The following is a 21,440-nucleotide window of genomic DNA, read 5'->3' on the forward strand; positions in this document are numbered from 1 at the left end:
CGGTAGCTGTGGTGGTGCACCCATTGAAATCATCCGCCAGTACATTGAGCAACAGCAAACGCCACACTGACCGCCCCAAAGGACGCCTGCGGCGTCCGCGCTATCCTTCCCCGGCCTGAAGGCCGAGGCTTGCCGCGCACTCTGGTCAGCAACGATCGCGAGTTGTTCGCGCGTGCCACGCTGCAAGGCGTGGTGCTGCCACTGGGCTGAACGCGATGTCCCGCGATCGCTATAATCGTCCGCGCCGGCTGGCCACCCGGCCACCCGGAACGAATTCCGACATGCCTGCAGACCTTCCTCTCACTTCCGCCGACTCGATGCCCGAGGGCCGCGGCGTGCCCGCGCTGCTCGTGGCCGCGCCCGCCTCGGGCCAGGGCAAGACCACCGTGACGGCCGCGTTGGCCAGACTTCACGCCCGTCAGGGGCGCGTCGTGCGGGTCTTCAAGACCGGGCCCGATTTCCTCGATCCGACGCTGCTCGCGGCCGCCAGCGGGGCGCCAGTCGACTCGATCGACCTCTGGATGACCGGCGAGGCCGACGCCCGCGCCAGGCTGGCCGCCGCCGCGCAATCGGCCGACTTGATCCTGGTGGAAGGCGTGATGGGACTGCACGACGGCACGCCGAGCAGTGCCGACGTGGCCCGGTTGTTCGGGCTCCCGGTGCTGGCGGTGATCCAGGCCGGGGCGATGGCCCAGACGTTTGGCGCGCTGGCCTATGGCCTGGCGCACTACGGCCAGCCGTTCCGCGCCATGCAGGTCCTGGCCAACGGCGTGGGCACCGTGCGTCATGCCGACATGTTGCGCGGCAGCCTGCCGCCGGATATCGCGTGGAGCGGTGCGTTGCCGCGGGATGCCTCCGCCGCCCTGCCCGAGCGGCACCTGGGACTGTTTAGCGCCGATGAACTGCCGGACCTGATGACGCGGCTCGATCGACTTGCCGATGCGCTGGCCGAACTGCCTGTATCGCAATTGCCGCCGCCGGTAGCGTTTGGCCAACCCGTGTCTATGCCTGCGCCACCTCGCCTGCTGGCCGGCAAGATCATCGCGATAGCCCGGGATGACGCATTCCGCTTCATCTATCCGGCCAATGTGGAAATGCTGTCGGCACTCGGCGCGCAAATCGCCTGGTTTTCACCGTTGCGCGACGCCGCGCTGCCGGCCTGCGACGCGCTGTGGCTGCCTGGCGGCTATCCTGAGCTGCATGGCACCACGCTGGCGGCAAACGTCGCCATGCTCGGCGCCCTGCGCGAGGCCCATGCCCGAGGCCTGCCGATCCTGGCGGAATGCGGCGGCATGATGGCGCTGTTCGACACGTTGGTCGACAAGGACGGTGTTGCCCATGACATGGCGGGCCTGCTGCCGGGGACGGTGACGATGCAGCGCCGGCTGGCCGCGATCGGGCATCAGGCAGTCACGCTGCCGGGTCTGCCCGGCGACGCAATCCGCGGCCACACGTTCCACTACTCGCAAACGCAGTCTTCACTGATGCCGACCGCGCATGCCGTATCGCCGCGCGATGGCGGCCAGGGCGAAGCGATCTACCGGGTGGGGATGCTTACGGCATCCTACGTGCACCTGTACTTTCCGTCGAACCCGCAGGCCATTGCGGCACTGCTTGGCGGGCCGAGTGCGTAGCGGGGTTGGTGCAGCCTCGGGGGGGAAGCCAAGGGGAATTTCCGGGACAACTTCAGGGGGCAACCCAAGTGGCAGCTTACGATGCCACCTGGAGGTTGTTTCAGAAAGAAGCGAAGCGGTCCTGGCCAGCGGAGCAGGCGACGCTCAGGCGGCGTCGCGTTCCGCCAGCGTGCGGGCGGCCGCGTCGGCAATGCCGGTTTCGAGCTGCGCGAGGCCCTTGGACAGATTGTGCATGGTCGTCTCCGACACATTGGCCAGCACGTCCTGAAGAAATGCCGAGCGGCGCGGCATGGCCTGGTCGACGATCTCGCGGCCGAGCGCGGTCAACGTGACATTGGTCATGCGGTTGTCGCGCTCACTGGTCGTGCGTTCGATCCAGCCAAGTTCCTGCAGCGACTTCAGTTGTCGCGTGAGCGCGCCCGGGTCCATCCCGACACGATCTGCCAGTGGCTTCTGCGCGATGGGGCCTTCGTGGCCATACAAGGCGAACAGGATCCGCCAGCGCGGCAGCGGATGACCGATGCGTTGTTCGAAGGCGGACGCATAGGCCCGGTAGGTCCGTCCAAACTGTTGCAGTACGGCCAGGCTTTGTCGCTCCAGTTCCACTTCAATCTCCTGTAGGCGGATGCCACCATCCGCGCGGCAGTCGTCAGTCTGCGGCCATCACGGGCTCATGGACCCGCACCAGTTTCACCGGCGGCACGCGGCGTGCGCGCCAGATGCCCAGCAGGGCCGCCATCGCTGCCAGCACCAGGCCGATGTGGATGGCACCCACCAGCGACACTCGCGCCTGTTCCAGCAGCAGGGCTCCATTGTGCCCTGCCTGCTGCAGGTTAGTCAGCAATTCGGCCTGCGCCGCCTTATCAATCAGAATTTGCGGGTCGGTCATCTTGCTCGCCCATTCGCTCGCATGAGCCGCAGCGAGTGACGCCTCCACGCCCGTCGTGTAGCTACGGGTCACCAGTGTGCCGACCAGCGCAGTCCCCACCATCCCGCCGACCATCCGCAGCGATTGCAGCATGGCCGTGGCGATGCCAAGGTGAGCGCGGCCCGCGGTCTGCTGCGCGAACACCGTGAGGTTGGGCATGATGAACCCAAGCCCCAGGCCGCCCAGCAGCATGATGCCCAGCAGCAGGTTGTGATGCATGCCACGCGTGGCTTGCGACAAGCCGAGGCATGCCAGTGCCAGCAAGGCAAACCCGGCGTAGAGCATGCTGTTTGGCTGTGGAATGCGCGTGATGATGCGGCCATTGAGAATGCTGCCCACCGTAATACACACCACCAGCGGCGTCACCAGCAATCCGGCCTCCTTCGGCGAATAGCCAAACCCGCCCTGGAACAGCAGCGGCGCGTAGAGCAGCAACGCGAACATCGCAAAACCCGCCAGCACCGCCAGCACGAACAGCGGTGCCAGACCCGGATTGCGGAACATGTCGAGCGGCAGGATCGGATTGGCCGATCGGCGCGACCATTGCCACAGTGCCACGAACGCGGCCACGGACAGAATGAGCAGGCCGATCGTGACGACGCCGAGCCCGCGGTCCGGCAACCATTCGACAGAAAGCTGCAGGCTGCCCAGGCCCAGCGCGATCAGCAGCGCACCCAGCCAGTCCACGCGGGCCCGCCCGGTATGAGTCTGCTGGCGCAGATGCGGCAGGTAGCGCCAGGCAAACCAGAGACCAAGCATGCCGACGGGCAGGTTGACATAGAACACCGCGCGCCAGCCATACCATTCGGTCAGCACGCCACCGAGGGAAGGCCCCACCGCATTGGCCAGCCCGAACGCCGTGCTCATCATCACCTGCCAGCGAAGGCGGACGTGGGCATCAGGAAACAGGTCGGGAATGCAGGCAAAGGCCGTACCTACCAGCATGCCGCCGCCAATACCCTGCAACGCGCGCGCCGCGACCAGGAAAGGCATGCTGTTCGCCATCCCGCATAGCGCGGAAGCGGTGATGAAAACAATGATTGACGCCAGCACGAAGGGCTTGCGCCCGTAGTAGTCACCCAGGCGCCCGAAGATCGGCACCGTGATGACGGAGGTCAGCAGATAGGCGGTGGCCACCCATGCGTAGTACTCGAAGCCCTGAAGTTCCGCCACGACAGTCGGCAGCGCAGTGCCGACGACAGTCTGGTCCAGCGCGACCAGCATCACGACAAAGGCAATACCCAACATCGCCAGCAAGGATTCGCGAAACGGCAGGACTTGTCCGCTCCGGACACCTGGTGTCGCGCTCGGCTCTTCGTGCGAATCGGAAGGCATCTTATTGTCCGATCAATAGTTGCGCAGTCAATGATTATAGGCGAGAGGCAGCGGATTGCCGGAGTTTTTTGACGGTCGGCAAAGCGCTGGAAAGCGGGAGACGTGGATAGTGAGAGCTAGCTTTCGGATGGCGCAGAGGGCACTCGACTCGCTCCCCATCCTGAATAAAGCGCTGACTCATCAACCCCACGCACAGCCTCAGACTGTGCACCGCTGGAGCAGATCATGCCGGTCCGCTGCGCCGGATTCGGCCAGTTGCCTGCCCTGAACGTGACGCCGACCACCTTCGCCATGGCGCGGAGGGCGTCTGCTGACACCCGCCAGTGGTCATCGCCCCCATATCGCATCTCCGCCCTTCCCTCCATATCGGACTCATGGAGCGCCGTGGGGCCCTTCCTCCCAAGCTGAACACCCCCGCCAGCTTCGCCGCTCGTTCAGGGCCTGCGCCGCTTTCGGCGTGCGCCCCGGGCAACGGCCTGCGCGACCTTTTCGAGGCATCCGCGCAGGCCTTGAGTTACTCAGGCGCTTGCCTGAGCCCACGCCGCCCGCGCACGCCGGCGGATTTGTTTTTCCGGAGGAATGTTTTATGAAGAAGTCTGCCAGCGGAAGCCTGCTTGCAGACGACTCCACCACACGCGTCGGCGTCATGCTCGGCATGCGGCATCAGTTTTGACGACCGCCGTACGTTGAGACGATAGCGCACGCATCCGCATCATCAGACGCCGCCTTCGCGGTAGTGGCCCCCAAGGGCTGCCGGCCGTGTGGGCGCGGGCAAAAAAAACGGAGGCCACATACCGCGGCCTCCGTTTCATTCGCTTCCCTCTTCTCACATCATCTCGACCATCCGGCCAATCGATGCAATCGGAGCAATCCCCCCATCAGGACGCTGGGGTGGCGCCCTTGTTACCCATGCCACTGGTGCGGTTGCCGGCGGCGTCGTTGGGTTCGCCAGGGGTCCCCGCCGCGCCCGAGACGTCATTCCAGCCGCCACCCAGCGCCTTATACAGGTTGACCTCGCTGGTCAGCTGGTTGAGCCGACTGTCGATCAACACCTGCTGCTGGGCATACAGCTGACGTTGGGCATCGAGCAACGTCAGGTAATTGTCCACGCCGGTGCGGTATCGACCCTCGGCCAGCCTGAAGTAATCCTGGCTGGCTTCGACCAAACGCAACTGCGCCTGCAGCTGATCCGTGTATGTCCCGCGCGCGGCCAGGCCGTCGGCCACTTCGCGAAACGCCGACTGGACCGTGCGCTCGTACGTGGCCACGTTGATGTCCTTCTGGATCCTGGCGTAGTCCAGGCTTGCACGCAGGCTGCCCGCGGTGAAGATTGGCAGGTTGATCTGCGGCGAGAACAGCCACGTCCCCGACCCCGCGTCGAACAAACCCGACAACTGGCGGCTGGCCGTGCCCGCCGACGCGGTCAGCGTGATGCGCGGAAAGAACGCCGCGCGCGCCGCACCGATATCGGCATTGGCCGACTTCAGCCGATGTTCCGCCGCCAGGATGTCCGGCCGGTTCTGGAGCAGATCCGACGGCATGCCAGCCGGCACGTCAGCCACGATCTTCTGATCGAGGGCCAGACCTTCCGGCAGATCCGCCGGTATCCCCGTACCCAACAGCAGCGTCAGCGCATTGACGTCCTGCGCCGCCAGACGCGTGTAACGCGACAGCGACGCCCGCGCGTTCTCGACCTGCGTCTGCGACTGGCGCAGATCCAGCCGCGAAGCGATGCCTTCCTCGTAGCTGCGTCGCGTCAGGTTGTATGTGCGCTCATATGTGCCAAGCGTTTCGCGTGTCAGCGTCAGCTGCGCCTGGTCCGCGCGCAGCGTCAGGTAGGCATTGGCGACGCTGGCGACCAGCGCGATATGCGTACTGCGTTGCGCTTCAGTGCTGGCGAAGTACTGTTCCAGCGCGGCTTCGCTCAGGCTGCGCAGGCGGCCGAACAGGTCGATCTCCCACGCCGTGGTGCCCAGCGAGATGCCGTACTGGCTGCTGATCAGGCGCTGGCCCGTCGTCGACAGGTCCGCAGGCACACGCTGGCGCGTGCCCGCCGCCGCCACGCCCACATCGGGGAACAGGTCCGCGCGCTGGATACGGTACTGGGCGCGATAGGCGTCCATGTTCAGCACGGCCACGCGCAGGTCCCGATTGTTCTCCAGCGCCAGCTCGATCAGGCGGCGCAGGCGCGGATCGGCAAAGTAATCGCGCCATCCCAGTTCCACCGCCGACAATGCCTGCCCGTCGGCCGTGGCCACCGGATAGGCATCGCCTTGCGGGTAGGCGGCATCCACGGGCGCAGCCGGCCGCTCGTAGTTCGGAATCAGGCTGCAGCCCGTCAACGCGGTGGCTGCGGCTAGGCAAAGGATGGTTTTTCTCATGTTTGTGCTCCCGTTTCGAGGGAGGACGAATCCGGCTTGTGGCGCCGCTCCTTGATCGCGTTCACCACCACGAAGAACAGCGGCACCCAGAAAATGGCGAGCACCGTCGCCGTGATCATGCCGCCGATCACGCCTGTGCCGATCGCGTGCTGGCTACCCGCACCAGCGCCCTGCGACACGGCCAGCGGGAACACGCCGAGCATGAACGCGAGCGACGTCATGATGATCGGCCGCAAGCGCATGCGGCACGCTTCCACTGCCGCGTCGACCAGGCTCTTGCCTTGCTCGTGCAGGTCCTTGGCGAACTCCACGATCAGGATGGCGTTCTTTGCCGACAAGCCGACCGTCGTCAGCAGACCCACCTGGAAGAACACGTCATTGGACAGCCCGCGCGCGATCGTCGCCAGCAGCGCGCCGATCACGCCGAGCGGCACCACCAGCATCACGGAGAACGGAATCGACCAGCTCTCGTAGAGCGCGGCCAGGCAGAGGAACACCACCAGCAGCGACAGCGCGTAGAGCGCCGGCGCCTGCGAGCCGGACAGCCGTTCTTCAAACGACAGCCCGGTCCAGGAGTACGCAATACCCGGCGGCATCTGCTTCATGATCTCCTCCACCGCGCGCATGGCCTCGCCCGAGCTGCGGCCAGGGGCCGGTTCACCGAGGATTTCCACCGCCGGCACGCCGTTGTAGCGCTGGAGCTTGGGCGAGCCATAGCTCCACTTGCCGGTCGCGAACGTGGAGAACGGCACCATCTCGCCCTTGCCGTTCCGCACGAACCACTTGTTGAGATCCTCCGGGCTCATGCGCGCATTCGGCCGGCCTTGCAGGTAGACCCGCTTCACGCGGCCGCGGTCGATGAAGTCGTTCACGTAGCTGGAACCCCAGGCGATCGACACCGTGCTGTTGATGTCCGCCAGCGAGATGCCCAGCGCACGCGCGCGCTCGTCGTCGATATCCAGCAGGTACTGGGGTTCGTCGTTCAGGCCGTTGGGCCGCACGCGTTGCAGCACGGGGTCCTTGGCCGCAAGCTGCAGGAACTTGTTGCGCGCTTCCATCAATGCGTCATGCCCCAGGCCGGCCTGGTCCTGCATGTAGAAATCGAAGCCGGTGGCATTGCCGAGTTCCTGCACGGCGGGCGGTGCGAACGCGAACGCCAGCGAGTCCCGGAACGTGCTGAACTTGGCCTGCGCCCGCTTGGTCAGGTCAAACACGCTGGTCGCATCGCCCTCGCGATCCTTGAACGGCCTGAGCAGGATGAACGCGAGACCCGAGCTCTGCCCGCGGCCGGCAAAGTTGAAGCCGTTCACGGTAAAGAGCGAGCTGACGATCTTGCCTTCGTCGTTCAGCAGGTAGTTGCGCATCTGGTCGAGCACGGCCTGCGTCCGCTCCGCAGACGATCCCGCCGGGGTCTGCACCTGGGCATACAGCACGCCCTGGTCTTCTTCCGGCAGGAACGAGGTGGGGATCCGCGTGAACAGGAAGCCCATCGCCACGACGATCAGCACATAGAGGATCAGGAACGGCGAGCGGCGCTTCAGGATGCCCACCACGCTCTTTTCATAGCGCTGGGTGGAGCGGATGAAGCCGCGGTTGAACCAGCCGAAGAAGCCCTGCTTGTGTTCGCCGTGGTCGCCCTTCTCGATCGGCTTGAGCATCGTCGCGCACAGCGCCGGGGTCAGGATCAGGGCCACCAGCACGGACAGCACCATGGCGGAGACGATCGTGATCGAGAACTGCCGGTAGATCACGCCGGTGGAACCCCCGAAGAAGGCCATCGGCAGGAACACGGCGGACAGCACCAGCGCGATGCCAACCAGTGCGCCCTGGATCTGCCCCATGGATTTCCGGGCGGCCTCCCTGGGCCCCAGCCCCTCCTCCGCCATCACCCGCTCGACGTTTTCCACCACCACGATGGCGTCGTCCACCAGCAGGCCGATGGCCAGCACCATCCCGAACATCGTCAGCGTGTTGATCGAGTAGCCAAACGCGGCCAGCACGCCGAAGGTGCCCAGCAGCACCACCGGCACGGCGATCGTCGGGATCAGCGTGGCACGGAAGTTCTGCAGGAAGAGGTACATCACCAGGAACACCAGCACGATGGCTTCCAGCAGCGTCTTCACCACCTCCTGGATGGAGTCGGCGATCACCGGCGTGGTGTCATACGGGAAGACCGCCTGCACGCCGGCCGGGAATGTCGGCTCCAGCTGCGACAGCGTGTTGCGGATGTTCCTGACCGTATCCAGCGCGTTGGCGCCGGAGGCCAGGCGGATGGCGATACCGGATGCCGGACGGCCGTTGTACTGGGCGTTGATGTTGTAGTCCTGCCCGCCCAGCCCCACATCGGCCACATCCTTCAGGCGCACCTGCGAGCCGTCCGGATTGACCTTCAGCAGGATGTTGCCGAACTGCTCGGCCGTCTGGAGCCGGGTCTTGCCGATCACGGTTGCATTGAGCTGCTGCCCGCGCACGGCCGGCAGGCCACCCAGCTGGCCGGAAGCCACCTGCACGTTCTGCGCCTTGATCGCATTGCTCACGTCGAGCGGCGCGAGCTGGAAGCTGTTGAGCCTGGCCGGATCGAGCCAGATCCGCATCGCGTATTGCGAACCGAACACCTGGAAGTCGCCCACGCCCGCGGTACGGGAGAGCGGATCCTGGATGTTGGAGACGATGTAGTTCGACAAGTCCTCCCGGGTCATGTTGGGGTCGGTCGAGACCAGGCCGACGATGACCAGGAAGTTACGCACGGACTTGGTCACGCGAATGCCCTGCTGCTGGACTTCCTGCGGCAGCAGTGGCGTGGCCAGCGCGAGCTTGTTCTGGACCTGCACCTGGGCGATGTCCGGGCTGGTGCCCTGCTCGAACGTCACGGTGATGGTCATGGTGCCGTCGGAGTTGGACTCCGACGAAATGTAGCGCAGCCGGTCCAGGCCGTTGAGCTGTTGCTCGATGACCTGCACCACCGTGTCCTGCACCGTTTGCGCGGAGGCACCGGGATAGGTCACGGAGATGGCGATGGTCGGCGGCGCGATGGCCGGGTACTGGTTGACCGGCAGCGACCGGATGGACAGCGCGCCGGCCAGCATGATGACCAGCGCAATCACCCAGGCGAAGATCGGCCGGTCGATGAAGAAGTTAGACATGGCAATACCTCATGCGTCGGTCCCGGTCAGGACTTGGCCGCGGCAGGCGCGGAAGCGGCGGCGGGTGCCGAAGCGGGGGCCGGCGCGGCAGCGGTGGTGGTGGCTTCGGTAGCCTTCACCTTGGCGCCCGGGCGGACGAACTGGAGTCCCTCGATGATCACGCGGTCGCCGGCCTTGAGGCCGTCGGTCACGAGCCACTTGTCGCCGACCGTGCGGTCGGTCTTGATGACGCGCAGTTCGACTTCATTGCCGCCATTGACCACCAGCGCCGTGGCCTGGCCCTTCAGGTCGCGCGTCACGCCGCGCTGCGGGGCCAGGATGGCCGACGTCTTGACGCCTTCGGCCAGGCGCGCGTGAACGAACATCCCCGGCAGCAGCTCATGGCGCGGGTTGGGAAACACGGCGCGCAGCGTCACGGACCCGGTGCCCTGGTCGACGGCCACTTCCGAGAACTCGAGGCGGCCGGCCTCCGCGTACGTGCTGCCGTCTTCCAGCACCAGGCTGACCCGGGCCGCATTGGCGCCCGCGCTCTGCAACTGGCCGTTGGCCAGTTCGCGGCGCAGGCGGAGGATGGCCGTGGAAGGCTGCGTCACATCCACGTAGATCGGGTCCAGCTGCTGCACCGTGGCCAGCGCGGTGGCCTGGCCATTGGTCGCCAGCGCACCTTCGGTCACCAGCGAGCGACCGATGCGGCCCGAGATCGGCGACAGCACCTTGGTGTAGCGCAGATTGATCCGGGCGCGATCCACCGCGGCCTGGGCCTGCAGGAAGGCAGCCTTGGCTTCGTCATGCTGCTGCTTGCTGACCGCTTCCTCGCCCACCAGCTTGCCGTAGCGCTGCGCCAGCAGGCGCGAGGACTCCAGCGTGGCTTCTGCGCTCTTGGCCGTGGCTTCATAGGTGGAGGGATCGATCTGGTAGAGCTGCTGCCCTTGCCTGACATCGCTGCCTTCCACGAACAGGCGCTTCAGGATGATGCCGTCCACCTGCGGACGAACCTCGGCAATCCGGTATGGCGAGGTCCGGCCCGGCAGGGAGGTGTCCAGCGTGACCGTTTCGTCCTTCAATGTCACGACCTTGACTTCGGGCGTCTGGGCCGCGGGCGGCTTGTTGTCCTTGCCGCAGGCGGCGAGTACCACGGCAATGGCCAGCATGCCTGGAAGCAAAGCACGTCTGGCGCGCGTTGGTTGCATAGCGATTTCCTCGAGGGTGAGACGGAATGGAGTGTCCTGACGCGCAGTCGTCAGGAGGGCGCCACGGCGAAAGCGCGTGGACGCAATTGGCGTGCCTGGTTCCCGGCACAAATCGGTCATTGGGTGTCAGCGGATTGTCGCCATGAGCCCCTGCTTTCGCCAGTCAACTGGCCTGGAGGAAACGCATTGCCAGCCGCGCCGCGCGCGCGTCCGGCCGCAGGGTGGCCGATGGACACCCCCTGCTCCCCGTTGTATGAAATGTCCTGCACGATCATAAATTCTGGGTGTTACCGTTCTCCGCGCGAGCACGTGCACCGATCTGGTGTGGGCATCGTCTCGCCGGTCGCCACAATAATCGGTTTCCCCGAATCTTGCTGACGACGGCCTGCACGGTAATGTTTGCAGCCAGGACGGCGCCGATGTTTGTGAGCAGGAACATCGGCGCGCGCACACAGCTTCCTCCTCCGGGAAAGCCGTTGCCGTTCTGCGGCAATGCAGCATTGGATGCCAGCCCTGCCGTAACAGTTCAATGGCCGCAACACCGCCTGCGCGTCATGCTACCAGTTTGGAGAAGAATCGGGATGTACGGAATTGCCGTGTAATCAAGCGAAATACTTCGCCGCATTAACGCATATACATCCGCGAGAACCGCATATTAGCGGCGGCGCCGCACGGGCGAAGGCATCTGCCCGAACAGTGTTTCCAGTGCACCGGACATGCTCGACGCACGACATCCGCGAAGCATGCACGTGCGGTCAGTGAGGCAGGCATGATGTGGCGTTTTCGCCACGAGCGGCCCCGGACCGACGCGCAGCCGTGTAGGACGAACACCCAATGGAACATTAATTGCTGCAGTACAGGCACATGCGCGCACGAGATGGCCCGCAGGCCGACGTCGTGCCGAATTCCTGGAGGACGTCATCATGAAAGCGAAAGTCCCAACGCTACCTGGTGTGGTGGTCGTGGCCACGGCGCTGACCATCTCCGTTCTCGCGACGCCGGTACTGGTGTCCGCGACCGGCGCCGATGCCGATACCCCCTCATCGACGGGCCGGACCCAGGCGCCGCGCGACACCGCCGCGGCATCAGACAATTCCATTACGACGACCGTGAAGGCAACCTTGGCGACCACCAAGGGTCTTGAGGCCGACCGTATCAGCGTCAAGACCATCGACGGCGTGGTGCACCTGGAAGGGATGGTGCGCAATGAGTCGCAGCGTGCGCTGGCATTGCAAACGGCAAAGAACGTCCGTGGCGTGACGGCCGTATCCGATGAGCTTCGCGCAACGAGCAAGGCGCCCTGATCCCGCTGCGCATCTCACTGCGCCAATGGCGCCGACGCTCTGCCCGTTTCGGCCGTTTCGCCCAAGACGGAAACCGCTCCGTCGGCTCAAAGCAATGAGTCAAACAGAAAGCCCCGCCTTGCACGTGGCAACGCGGGGCGTCGTGGGCTACCCGTGCCCGTGTTGAGCGCCCCCATCAAGGTGCTCACACGCGGCGCACGCTGCGGTAAGCCAACTCGGCACATCAACGTCAGGCGCCGTCGAGGAACCGGTTGGGGGTGCCCACCCGCTGGCCGAGATTCGGGCCACTCCATCGCATGTCACCGCGATAGATCATCGTGCCGTCCGCACGGCCGCTCATCGGCTGGCCCATTGTCGATCCCGGGCCCGGTTGCTGCGTTGGCGGCACCAGCTCATAGGATTGCGACTGCGGCGCGAGGTCCTGCCGCGTTGCGGGTTGCGCGGCGCCCTGCGTGTAGGGATCGAACTTGTCGCCCGAACGCGCACTGCCAGCGTTCGGATTGGTCGTCGTGACGCCCGTTGCACCGCCCTGCGTGTAGGGATCGCGCGGGCCCGGGGTCGTCTGCGCCACTGCCGACAGCGATATCACCGTCAGTGCGCCGGCCGCGAGAACGCTCAACATTCGAATCGATTTCATGATCTGCCTCCTGATGCCATACAGCGGATGCGATCAGCCGGCGACGGCATCGACGCCGACCTGCAAGGACGGTCCAAAGACGGTCTGCCCAGGGACTGTCTAGCGAAAGCCGTGCCGATGGCATCTTGTGACGCGAGCGCGCTGCGGCGTGCAAATCAACTCCCGTAAGCGGCGCAATCGCCGAGACGATATGACATGTCCGCGCAAGCTTTTACAAACCATGCGTAAGGCATGCACGCGAAGCCTTTGCCTGGCCAGTCATTGACCGTGCCGGCGTGGAAATGCCCGGAATCACCGGAATCCCGTCAAGCCGCGGATATCGCATCGTTTAACCCTGTATTGAAAATTCACCGGCTGTGACCCTGCCTGCCGGAAGGTTTTATTACGAACGATTCGCATTTGCATTAGCATTAGCCGCTCGTTGACGAACGATCCACCTGCGGTGTCGGTGGACGCATGGCCGTATCCATGGAGTTCACATGACAGTGATCGACGATCGCACGCCCCCAGCCAGCCCCCAGCAAGCGTCCTCCGCCGCGGTGTCTCGCGTCTTCATCAACCAGCGGCGCAACCTGCTTGGCGTTGCCGTACGAATCCTGGGCTGTCCTTGTCAGGCCGAGGACGTGGTGCACGATGCGTTCCTCAAGCTTTGCCAGGATCCGTGCACCGACGTGCTGCGTTGCGAGGCGAGCTACGTCAGCCGCGTGGTGCGCAACCTCGCGCTGGACAGCTACCGGCGCCAGCAATTCGAGAAACGTCTCTTTACCGCCGAGGCCGGCGAGCAAGACGCGCCGCTCGACACGAACTCGCCGGACCGCATCGCGATTGCGCAGGAGCGGGCGAACTGCCTGCGCGACGCCATGCGCCGATTGCCATCGCGCACGCGCGATGCGGTCATGCAGTACTACTTCGAAGAGCAGAGCCAGAAGCGCATCGCCGAACGGCTCGGCATTTCAGCGGCGATGGTCAATTTCATTCTGCAGGATGCCCGCAGCGCGCTGGGCGCCATGACACTCGTACGCTGACGCCCATGCGTTCGCGTTCATGCGTTGACCATCACGCAGTGACGATCGCTCTCTGATCGGTCTGATCGGCCGCGCGGCAATCGCCGCGCGGACCTCCTCTATCCGCTTCTCGCCCGTGCGCGTCCATGCGCAGGGGCACACGCGCCTTCGAATCCGTCGACGCCATCGACACCACTAGCGCTATCGCGCGCAGGCCCACGCGTGTAGCACACCGTGTGTGACAGCCGCACGCACGCCCCTTCCCGGAAAAGGTCAATTGCGCAATGTCACTAAACGTAATCCCGGCTCATTCGTCTTGATGAGTATCCCCTTCCGCAAGCGGAAGCGGAGCACCTTCGCGAACCACCAGGGCTAAACATGAGCAATGAAGATCCTTATGACTTTATCGGCATCGGTCTGGGCCCATTCAATCTGAGCCTGGCTTGCCTCGCCGACCCGCTGCCCGGGCTGCGCAGTCTCTTCCTTGAAAAGAAGGAGAGCTTTGGCTGGCACACCGGCATGCTCGTCGATGGCACGACGTTGCAGAACCCGTTCCTGGCGGACCTGGTGTCGATGGCAGACCCGACCAGCCGCTTCAGCTACCTCAACTATTGCAAGCAACAGGGCCGCATCTACAACTACTACGTGCGCGAGAACTTCTACCTCACGCGCCAGGAATACGACCGCTACTGCAAGTGGGCTGCGTCGCAGCTGCGTAATATCCGTTATCACCAGGACGTGCTGGACATTCGCTACGATGCCGCGCTACCCGGCTATGTAGTCAGCGGCGTGGACACGCATACGGGCACGCCGTTTCGCCATCTCGCCAGACGACTGGTGCTCGGCATCGGCAGCACACCCAACCTCCCGTCCTGCCTGCCAACCGATGGCGATGGCGAGTGCGCACCAATCCATACCTCCGCGTACCTGGCGAACAAGGCATGGCTGCAGCAGCGCCGCACGATCACGGTCATCGGTAGCGGCCAGAGCGGTGCCGAGGTCTATCACGACCTGCTCAAGGACTGCGACACGTACGGCTACACGCTCAATTGGGTCACGCGTTCGCCACGCTTCTTCCAGATGGAGAACGCCAAGCTGACGCTGGAGCTGATCTCGCCGGCATACATCGACCACTTCTACGACTTGCGCGATAGCGTGAAGGCCCGCGTGCTGGAGGACCAGCGCAGCATCTACAACGGCATCAACAAGACGCTGATCGACCAGATCTACGACACGCTCGACGAGAAGCGCCATTGCCCCGGCACGCGCACGCAGCTGCTGACCAATCTGGCACTGACCGACATGCGCTTCGATGCCGCCACGCGGGGCTACAACCTCACGTTCCGCCATACCGAACTCGGCGAGCAGTATCGCCATGCGGCCGATGGTGTGGTACTGGCCACCGGCTACAGTCACCGTTCGCCAGCATTCGTGCAGGGGATTCGCGAGCGCATCCGCTGGGATGCGCAAGGACGCTACCAGCAGGCCCGCAACTACTCCGTCGATATCCACGGCAACGAGATCTTTGTCCAGAACGCGGGCTTCCACAGCCACGGCCTGACGAATCCGGACCTCGGCATGGCATGTCACCGCAATGCGCGGCTGCTGCATGCGCTGACCGGCGTGGACCACTATCGAGCGGAAGCGCGTACGACGTTCCAGGACTTCTCTCCAAAGGCGGACAGTGGTTTCGTGCGAATCTCGCAGCCTGACCCCGCCGTTCCGCAGCCGTGGACGACGCCGGCCACCGTGGCGCACCTGACATCGGCGGTGGGCTAGACCATGAGTTTGCGACTGACCATTGTCATCATGTCCGCGTTTGGCGTCATCAGCGATGCCATCCTGATCGCGTTCTATCCGCAGTTCTTCGAGGTGCGCTACGGCATCACCAGTCCCGTCCATGTTGGCGCGTACATCGCCGCGATCTCGATTGCAGTCATGTGCACGCTGCCACTTTGGGCGCGTGTGGCCAGGCACGTAGAGACGATGCATCTGCTGGTCTACACCCAGTTGGTGGCGGGCACGTTCGGCGCGCTGAGCGCCTGGGCGGACACCGTCACTGGTTTCTGGGTCCTGACCATGTTGATGTTCATGACCAAGAGCAGCTACCTGCTGATGTTCCCGTACCTGATGCGACTGGAGAAAGCAGAAACGCACGCGGCCACGATCGGGTTGCTCTCCGTTGTCGTGCACATCGGCGGCATCTTCGGCGCCATGGCGGGAGGGCTGGCGCTGCAGCAGTTCGGCCCACGCACCTGCCTGTGGATGATGGCGGCCGGCGACTTCGTGCAGATGGGCCTGTGCCTGTACCTGATCCGCACCGGCCGTGTCGTCAAGGTACTAGGCACGGCACAGGCCACGCAACGATCCGCTGCCGTGCCTGCGGCGCGGCATGGCACGCTTGGCCTGATCCTGCGCCTCAGCCTGCTGATGCTGTTGTTCGACTTCAGCGCCTACCTCGTGCGGCCGTTCTTCTCCGTCTACTGGGAGGACATCAGCGGCATGCGCAACCAGATGCTGACCGGGCTGGTGTTTGCGATTCCGGGCGTCGTGGCACTCGCGGCGTTGCTCATCAACAAGCGCGCTACGCGCGAAGGCAGAAGGTTGCTCGACCACACGCTGGGCAACCTGCTGCTGGGCGCAGTCGGTTTGCTGCTGCAGGCGTCACCGTCGGTGCCGCTGGTCCTGATCGGACGCTGCCTCTACGGATGGTCGCTGTTCCAGGTGATCGTCAAGCTCGAGGTGACGCTGTTCAAGGTCAGCACGCCGGATGCCTACGCTAAGGACTTCAGCATCGCCAACTTCTTCCAGAATCTGGGCGTGCTGCTTTCGTCGTTCGGTGCGGGCGTCATCGTCAGCCGTTTCGGCATGGAGGTCACGTTCGTGCTCGCGGCCGTCGGCCTGCTGCTCACCGCAGTACTCGACCGATGGAGCTTTGGCGTCGATCGCCGGCATGCGCAGCCCGCAGCCCCGGCCGATGCGACCAGCGCCGCAGAGACCACCCTCGCAGGAGCGCCACATGCCAGTTGAGCGATGGGATATCACCACCGGGCCATCCGAGGCCGTGCCCGCAGCGCTGCGTGCCGCGCTGCATCCACGCATGACGATCCGGCCGCTGTCGGTCAGTCACGATATCGCGACGCTGCATCGCTGGTTCACGATGGACTATGCGCGTTTCTGGAACATGCAGGACCTGTCGCTGGATGAGACACGCCGTTTCTACGCCGATCTGCTGGCAGGGGGCCACGGCGGCGCCTATCTCGGCCTCTGCGACGGCGCGCCAGCGTTTGTCGTGGAGTGCTACGACCCCGCGCACGAACCGGTCGGCACGCATTACAGCACGCGCGGCGACGATATCGGCATGCACTTCTTCGTCGGACCTGCCGACACCCCCGTTCGCCACTTCACGCGCGATGTACTGTGCCATGTGATGGCTTTTTCGTTCTACACGCTCGGCGCCCGGCGCGTCGTCGTGGAGCCTGATGCGCGTAACGACAAGGTCCATGCGTTAAACCGCGCCGTGGGCTTTGTCTACGACCGCCAGATCACCCTGCCGCAGAAGACCGCCTGGCTGGCCTTCTGCACCCGCCCTGATTTTGAACGATCCATTCGAGGAGATTTCAACGATGAACGCCCCGCTTGACGCTACCCTTCATGCCCAGCTTTCGCGCCAGCCCCAATACGTCGTCGGCCATCTGGATCCGACCGTTTGGGCCAAGGTCAACCGCCTGCTGGTACGTAAGGCGATTGCCGAGTATGCGCACGAAGTCGTGATCACGCCGGCCCCACAAGGCACGCCGGATGCTGCTGGCTGGATTCGCTACCGGATCGACGCCGATACGCCCGATTGCCACTACACATTCGACGGCCAGCCGATGGCCTTGCGCCACTGGCGGATCGATCCCGCCTCCATCGAGCGCGTGCTGCAAGGCGAGCGCCAGCCTCTCGACGCACTGACGTTCATTAACGATTTCAAGACGACGCTGGGCATCCCCGCCGACAAACTGCCAATCTACCTGGACGAAATCAGCAGCACGTTGTTCGGCGCCGCGTACAAGCACAACCGCAAGGCTGCAAGTTCGGCGGAACTTGTCGATGCCGACTTTCAGACCTATGAGGCCGCGATGACTGAAGGCCACCCAGGCTTTGTGGCCAACAACGGCCGCCTGGGATTCGACGCGGAAGACTATCGTTCCTATGCACCGGAAACGGGCTCGCGATTCGCCATCGTCTGGCTGGCCGTGCATCGTGACAACGCGCATTTCGCCTGCATTCCGGAGCTGAACTATGAGGCGCTGATGGCGCGCGAGATCGGCGTCGAGCGACTTGACACGTTCCGGCAGACGCTCGCGGAGCTCGGTGTCGAGCCGTCGGACTACCTGTTCATGCCCGCGCACCCGTGGCAATGGTTCAACAAGCTCAGCATCGCATTTGCCGCGGACGTGGCCAATCGCAAGATCATCGCGCTCGGCTACAGCGACGATCTGTACACCGCACAGCAATCGGTGCGTACGTACTTCAATGCGTCGCAACCCGAGAAATGCTATGTGAAGACGTCGCTGTCGGTGTTGAACATGGGGTTCATGCGCGGACTGTCGCCGTATTACATGGCCGGCACGCCAGCGATCAACGCCTACCTCGATACACTCATCAACAGCGATACCACCCTGCAGGCATACGGCTTCAGCATCCTGCGTGAAGTGGCTTCCGTGGGCTATCGCAACCGTTACTACGAGGCGGCCCTGGTGACAGATAGCCCTTACAAGAAGATGCTGTCCGCACTGTGGCGCGAGAGCCCGCTCCTCAAGATTCGCGACGGAGAGCGGCTGATGACGATGGCTGCGCTGCTGCATACCGACACGGAAGGCAACGCACTGCTGTTGGCGCTGATTCAGCGCTCCGGTCTTGCCGCGAAGGCCTGGCTGCGCCAATACCTGCGGGCCTACCTCGAGCCGCTGATGCACTGCTTCTACGCGCACGATCTGGTGTTCATGCCTCACTGCGAGAACCTGATCCTTGTGCTCGGGGGACACACCGTGACACGCGTGTTCATGAAGGACATTGCCGAGGAATCGGCAATCCTGAACAAGGACGCCGTGTTGCCGGAGGGAATCCAGAGGCTGGCCGTCGACGTGCCTGAAGACTACAAGCTGCTGGCGATTTTCATCGACGTGTTCGATGGCGTGTTCCGGCATATGGCGCAGATCCTGGTCGACTCCGGTACCTGCAGCGAGGACGACTTCTGGCAGGTGGTGGCTGACAGCGCCCACGACTACCAGGCCGCACATCCGGAGCTGAAGGACAAGTTCGCGCGCTACGACTTCTTCGCACCGGACTTCCTGCACTCCTGCCTGAATCGCCTGCAACTGAAGAACAACCTGCAGATGGTAAATCTGGCCGATCCGGCATCCAGCCTCACCATGGCCGGATCGCTGCCAAATCCCGTTGCAGGCCGGGCGCGATCCATGAACGCGAAGTTCGCCGCCTGATGCTGGCGAATCCGCCGGACCGGCTCGACATGTTGCTGGCGACGGCCGCGCGTGTCGTGCCGGGACTCGACGGCACGATCGGCGACGGGCGGGCCTGGAGCCTGGCGCGTGCCGAGGACATCGTGCCGATGGTCCGGCATCTGGGTGCGCTGCATCCCGAGGCCGGCGCGCACTATTGGGCGCTGCGGGCGTGGGGGCTGCATATCTGGCAGCCAATCTACGTCGGCGTGATCGGCACACATCTCTGCCGATTTGCCGCGGATTTGTCGACGCTCTCGCAACGGGTGGAGGCCGGCTGCATCAGCGGCTTCCGCCTGGTTCCACACGCGCCTGCACACGATAGTGAAGAGGGCAGTCTCGCGCGTACCGCGCGGCAACTCTCGGAAGGCTGGACGCGGTTGTTTGCGGAATGGTGTGATGTCGGCCCGTTACCGCTGAAGGCCGCCCAACGCCTTCTGGCCGATTGCGTCCTCGGCGCGCTGCTTGCGGTGCAGCGACACCGCTCGGACTGGGATGAATCGCGCATGCACGCAGCCGGCCGCCACTGGCTGGACGCACTGGATCTTGCGGGCGAGAGCGGCTTCCTGACCTACCACGACCAAGCTGGCGCAGCACGGATGGCGCTAGCTCGCAAGGGCTGTTGTCTTCATTACCGCCGCAGCGACGGCGAGATGTGCGTGACCTGCCCGCGTCAGAAACTGCCTGAGCGCCTGGCACGGCTGGCAGCACGCGACGGACCGTAAGCGGCCGCATCGCAGTTCATTCACTCCCTTTTGTTTCTTTCCTCGTATGCGCCCTGCGATACGCGGCGGCGCGCACTCGCGCAAGGAGAATTCTCATGTCCGATCTGAGCGAATTGACGCACTTTGAAACAGAGGCACTTCAGCTACCCGTCGCAAGTTACTGCGATGACGAAGTCTTCGCGCTCGAGATGGAACGCATCTTCGCGCACAGCTCCCTCTACGTTGGCCACGAAAAAATGGTGCCGGATCTCGGCGACTGGCGAGCCCTGGGCCATGAAGACAACGGACGCGTGCTGGTGCGAAATGGCAATGGCGTAGAGCTGATTTCCAACGTGTGCCGACATCGTCAGGCACTGATGCTGGGGCAGTTCGGCCCCGATGCGCCCAAGGGTGGCAACTGTAGCGGCAACCTCCGCGAGCGGGCAGGCAATATCGTCTGCCCGCTACACGGCTGGACCTACGACAGCAACGGTCAGTTGGTGGGAGCACCACAGTTCCCCGAAAAGCCTTGCCGCAATCTCGACCGCTTTCCGCTACAGAATGTGAATGGCTTTCTGTTCGAAGGAAAGCGCGATGCCGGCGCGGATCTGCGAGGGCTGTTCGATCGGCCGGAACTGGATTTCGGTGATTACGTACTGGACCACGTCGAGATGCATCGCTGCGACTGCAACTGGAAGACGTTCGTGGAAATCTACAACGATGACTACCACATCGGGCCCTTTCACCCTGGGCTGGGACGCTACGTCCATAGCGAGGGACTGAGCTGGGAATATGGAGACTGGTACAGCGTGCAGCGAATCAACGTGCATCCGACGCTGGAAATCGCAGGCACCGAGACTTACCGCGCCTGGCATGAGCGACTGCTCGCCTACGGCGCCGGTGAGGTGCCGTCGTTCGGCGCCATCTGGGCAACTTACTACCCGACGCACATGATTGAGGTGTTCCCATACGCACTGGTTGTTTCGACGCTATATCCGAAGAGCGTGCACGAAACGATGAACGTGATCGAGTTCTATTATCCCGAGGAACTGGCCGCCTTCGACCGCGAACTTGTGGAAGCACATCGTGCGGCATACATGGAAACAGCGATCGAAGACGATGAGATTGCGGAGCGGGTGGATGCCGGTCGCCGCGTACTGTATCGATCCGGAAAATCAGATGCGGGCCCGTATCAGTCGCCGCTGGAGGACGGGATGCGGCATTTTCACGGTTGGTACCGTGGCTTGATGAGCAACCCGGCGTCGCCGGCCACGGCGGCCCGCGCTGCACGCCGGACGATCCCGATTGCCAACGCCGTTTGCTGACGCGCAATTTGACTTCGGAGAAAGCAAAAGCCCCGTGGCGTCACCACGGGGCTTTTGTTTGAAGATGGTTTTGATTGCTGGCGAGTGCTTTTAGGGCCAAGGCAATACCGTCAGCGCGCTGGCGTTGAATGATGACTGTAAAGGCCCGCGCATATGCGTTGCCGATAATCGAGACCAAGAAGCCGACGCAAAAGCTGCGGCCGCAAAGCAAAACCCCCAGCTTTTGAGGGCTGGGGGTTTTGGGTATAAGAGCCTGGCGATGACCTACTTTCACACGGGTAGTCCGCACTATCATCGGCGCAAAGTCGTTTCACGGTCCTGTTCGGGATGGGAAGGGGTGGTTCCGAC

15 protein-coding genes, 1 rRNA gene and 1 pseudogene are annotated in these 21,440 nt (G+C 64.0%); 10 read left to right on the forward strand and 7 right to left on the reverse strand.

Annotated features, from left to right (window positions below):
* Together AC1DOX_RS29475 and AC1DOX_RS29480 are read left to right on the forward strand one after the other, a co-directional pair.
* Positions 1 to 70 (forward strand): annotated as a pseudogene (locus tag AC1DOX_RS29475) (IS200/IS605 family transposase); the annotation flags it as partial.
* 211 nt (positions 71 to 281) lie between these two features.
* Positions 282 to 1,634 (forward strand): cobyrinic acid a,c-diamide synthase CobB, encoded by a 1,353-nt coding sequence (locus AC1DOX_RS29480; protein ID WP_441623992.1) that lies wholly within the window; start codon positions 282 to 284, stop codon positions 1,632 to 1,634.
* Positions 1,635 to 1,778: 144 nt separating this feature from the next.
* Here the strand turns inward: AC1DOX_RS29480 and AC1DOX_RS29485 are convergent, their stop codons facing one another.
* The 5 genes from AC1DOX_RS29485 to AC1DOX_RS29505 all read right to left on the reverse strand — a co-directional run bounded on the left by AC1DOX_RS29485 (position 1,779) and on the right by AC1DOX_RS29505 (position 10,611).
* Positions 1,779 to 2,240, reverse strand: coding sequence for a MarR family winged helix-turn-helix transcriptional regulator (locus tag AC1DOX_RS29485; protein ID WP_092137359.1), 462 nt, complete (start codon positions 2,238 to 2,240; stop codon positions 1,779 to 1,781).
* 43 nt (positions 2,241 to 2,283) lie between these two features.
* On the reverse strand, positions 2,284 to 3,897 hold the full coding sequence (locus tag AC1DOX_RS29490; RefSeq protein WP_441623990.1) for an MFS transporter: 1,614 nt from the start codon (positions 3,895 to 3,897) through the stop codon (positions 2,284 to 2,286).
* An 878-nt stretch (positions 3,898 to 4,775) separates the two neighbouring features.
* Positions 4,776 to 6,278 (reverse strand): AdeC/AdeK/OprM family multidrug efflux complex outer membrane factor, encoded by a 1,503-nt coding sequence (locus AC1DOX_RS29495; protein ID WP_441623988.1) that lies wholly within the window; start codon positions 6,276 to 6,278, stop codon positions 4,776 to 4,778.
* Complete coding sequence (locus AC1DOX_RS29500; RefSeq protein ID WP_441623986.1) at positions 6,275 to 9,421, reverse strand: efflux RND transporter permease subunit; 3,147 nt, start codon at positions 9,419 to 9,421, stop codon at positions 6,275 to 6,277. The genes AC1DOX_RS29495 and AC1DOX_RS29500 overlap by 4 nt, the downstream gene beginning before the upstream one ends.
* 26 nt (positions 9,422 to 9,447) lie before the next feature.
* A complete protein-coding gene (locus AC1DOX_RS29505; RefSeq protein WP_143018452.1) occupies positions 9,448 to 10,611 on the reverse strand; it encodes an efflux RND transporter periplasmic adaptor subunit in 1,164 nt (387 codons plus the stop codon).
* A 923-nt stretch (positions 10,612 to 11,534) separates the two neighbouring features.
* Here AC1DOX_RS29505 and AC1DOX_RS29510 point away from each other — a divergent pair.
* Positions 11,535 to 11,915 carry a BON domain-containing protein gene (locus AC1DOX_RS29510; protein WP_441623984.1) on the forward strand — a complete coding sequence of 127 codons (381 nt, stop codon included), beginning with the start codon at positions 11,535 to 11,537 and terminating at the stop codon, positions 11,913 to 11,915.
* Positions 11,916 to 12,144: 229 nt separating this feature from the next.
* Here AC1DOX_RS29510 and AC1DOX_RS29515 read toward each other — a convergent pair whose 3' ends face one another.
* On the reverse strand, positions 12,145 to 12,552 hold the full coding sequence (locus tag AC1DOX_RS29515; protein ID WP_441623982.1) for an endonuclease: 408 nt from the start codon (positions 12,550 to 12,552) through the stop codon (positions 12,145 to 12,147).
* A 479-nt stretch (positions 12,553 to 13,031) separates the two neighbouring features.
* Here AC1DOX_RS29515 and AC1DOX_RS29520 point away from each other — a divergent pair, with 479 nt between their 5' ends.
* The 7 genes from AC1DOX_RS29520 to AC1DOX_RS29550 all read left to right on the forward strand — a co-directional run bounded on the left by AC1DOX_RS29520 (position 13,032) and on the right by AC1DOX_RS29550 (position 21,092).
* A complete protein-coding gene (locus AC1DOX_RS29520) occupies positions 13,032 to 13,577 on the forward strand; it encodes a sigma-70 family RNA polymerase sigma factor (protein ID WP_441623980.1) in 546 nt (181 codons plus the stop codon).
* Positions 13,578 to 13,934: 357 nt separating this feature from the next.
* On the forward strand, positions 13,935 to 15,335 hold the full coding sequence (locus tag AC1DOX_RS29525; protein ID WP_441623978.1) for a lysine N(6)-hydroxylase/L-ornithine N(5)-oxygenase family protein: 1,401 nt from the start codon (positions 13,935 to 13,937) through the stop codon (positions 15,333 to 15,335).
* Between the two features lie 3 nt (positions 15,336 to 15,338).
* Positions 15,339 to 16,586, forward strand: coding sequence for an MFS transporter (locus AC1DOX_RS29530; RefSeq protein WP_441623976.1), 1,248 nt, complete (start codon positions 15,339 to 15,341; stop codon positions 16,584 to 16,586).
* Positions 16,587 to 16,620: 34 nt separating this feature from the next.
* A complete protein-coding gene (locus AC1DOX_RS29535) occupies positions 16,621 to 17,199 on the forward strand; it encodes a GNAT family N-acetyltransferase (RefSeq protein ID WP_441623974.1) in 579 nt (192 codons plus the stop codon).
* On the forward strand, positions 17,183 to 19,045 hold the full coding sequence (locus tag AC1DOX_RS29540) for an IucA/IucC family protein (protein ID WP_441623972.1): 1,863 nt from the start codon (positions 17,183 to 17,185) through the stop codon (positions 19,043 to 19,045). The genes AC1DOX_RS29535 and AC1DOX_RS29540 overlap by 17 nt, the downstream gene beginning before the upstream one ends.
* Positions 19,045 to 19,788, forward strand: a complete 744-nt coding sequence (locus AC1DOX_RS29545) for a siderophore ferric iron reductase (RefSeq protein ID WP_441623970.1) — start codon at positions 19,045 to 19,047, stop codon at positions 19,786 to 19,788. The genes AC1DOX_RS29540 and AC1DOX_RS29545 overlap by 1 nt, the downstream gene beginning before the upstream one ends.
* Before the next feature lie 95 nt (positions 19,789 to 19,883).
* Positions 19,884 to 21,092: an aromatic ring-hydroxylating oxygenase subunit alpha gene (locus tag AC1DOX_RS29550; protein ID WP_441623968.1), complete on the forward strand. Its 1,209-nt coding sequence runs from the start codon at positions 19,884 to 19,886 to the stop codon at positions 21,090 to 21,092.
* Positions 21,093 to 21,343: 251 nt separating this feature from the next.
* Here AC1DOX_RS29550 and rrf read toward each other — a convergent pair.
* Positions 21,344 to 21,440, reverse strand: a 5S ribosomal RNA gene (gene rrf / locus AC1DOX_RS29555); the annotation flags it as partial.

Source organism: Cupriavidus sp. 01L415, assembly GCF_056400065.1.

What these genes read in the sequence shown, in the direction of transcription:
- AC1DOX_RS29515 (WP_441623982.1), bottom strand. Translation starts at nt 12,552, where the DNA reads ATGAAATCGATTCGAATGTTGAGCGTTCTCGCGGCCGGCGCACTGACG.
- AC1DOX_RS29550 (WP_441623968.1), top strand. Translation starts at nt 19,884, where the DNA reads ATGTCCGATCTGAGCGAATTGACGCACTTTGAAACAGAGGCACTTCAG.
- AC1DOX_RS29510 (WP_441623984.1), top strand. Translation starts at nt 11,535, where the DNA reads ATGAAAGCGAAAGTCCCAACGCTACCTGGTGTGGTGGTCGTGGCCACG.
- AC1DOX_RS29530 (WP_441623976.1), top strand. Translation starts at nt 15,339, where the DNA reads ATGAGTTTGCGACTGACCATTGTCATCATGTCCGCGTTTGGCGTCATC.
- AC1DOX_RS29480 (WP_441623992.1), top strand. Translation starts at nt 282, where the DNA reads ATGCCTGCAGACCTTCCTCTCACTTCCGCCGACTCGATGCCCGAGGGC.
- AC1DOX_RS29525 (WP_441623978.1), top strand. Translation starts at nt 13,935, where the DNA reads ATGAGCAATGAAGATCCTTATGACTTTATCGGCATCGGTCTGGGCCCA.
- AC1DOX_RS29545 (WP_441623970.1), top strand. Translation starts at nt 19,045, where the DNA reads ATGCTGGCGAATCCGCCGGACCGGCTCGACATGTTGCTGGCGACGGCC.
- AC1DOX_RS29490 (WP_441623990.1), bottom strand. Translation starts at nt 3,897, where the DNA reads ATGCCTTCCGATTCGCACGAAGAGCCGAGCGCGACACCAGGTGTCCGG.
- AC1DOX_RS29500 (WP_441623986.1), bottom strand. Translation starts at nt 9,421, where the DNA reads ATGTCTAACTTCTTCATCGACCGGCCGATCTTCGCCTGGGTGATTGCG.
- AC1DOX_RS29520 (WP_441623980.1), top strand. Translation starts at nt 13,032, where the DNA reads ATGACAGTGATCGACGATCGCACGCCCCCAGCCAGCCCCCAGCAAGCG.
- AC1DOX_RS29540 (WP_441623972.1), top strand. Translation starts at nt 17,183, where the DNA reads ATGAACGCCCCGCTTGACGCTACCCTTCATGCCCAGCTTTCGCGCCAG.
- AC1DOX_RS29505 (WP_143018452.1), bottom strand. Translation starts at nt 10,611, where the DNA reads ATGCAACCAACGCGCGCCAGACGTGCTTTGCTTCCAGGCATGCTGGCC.
- AC1DOX_RS29495 (WP_441623988.1), bottom strand. Translation starts at nt 6,278, where the DNA reads ATGAGAAAAACCATCCTTTGCCTAGCCGCAGCCACCGCGTTGACGGGC.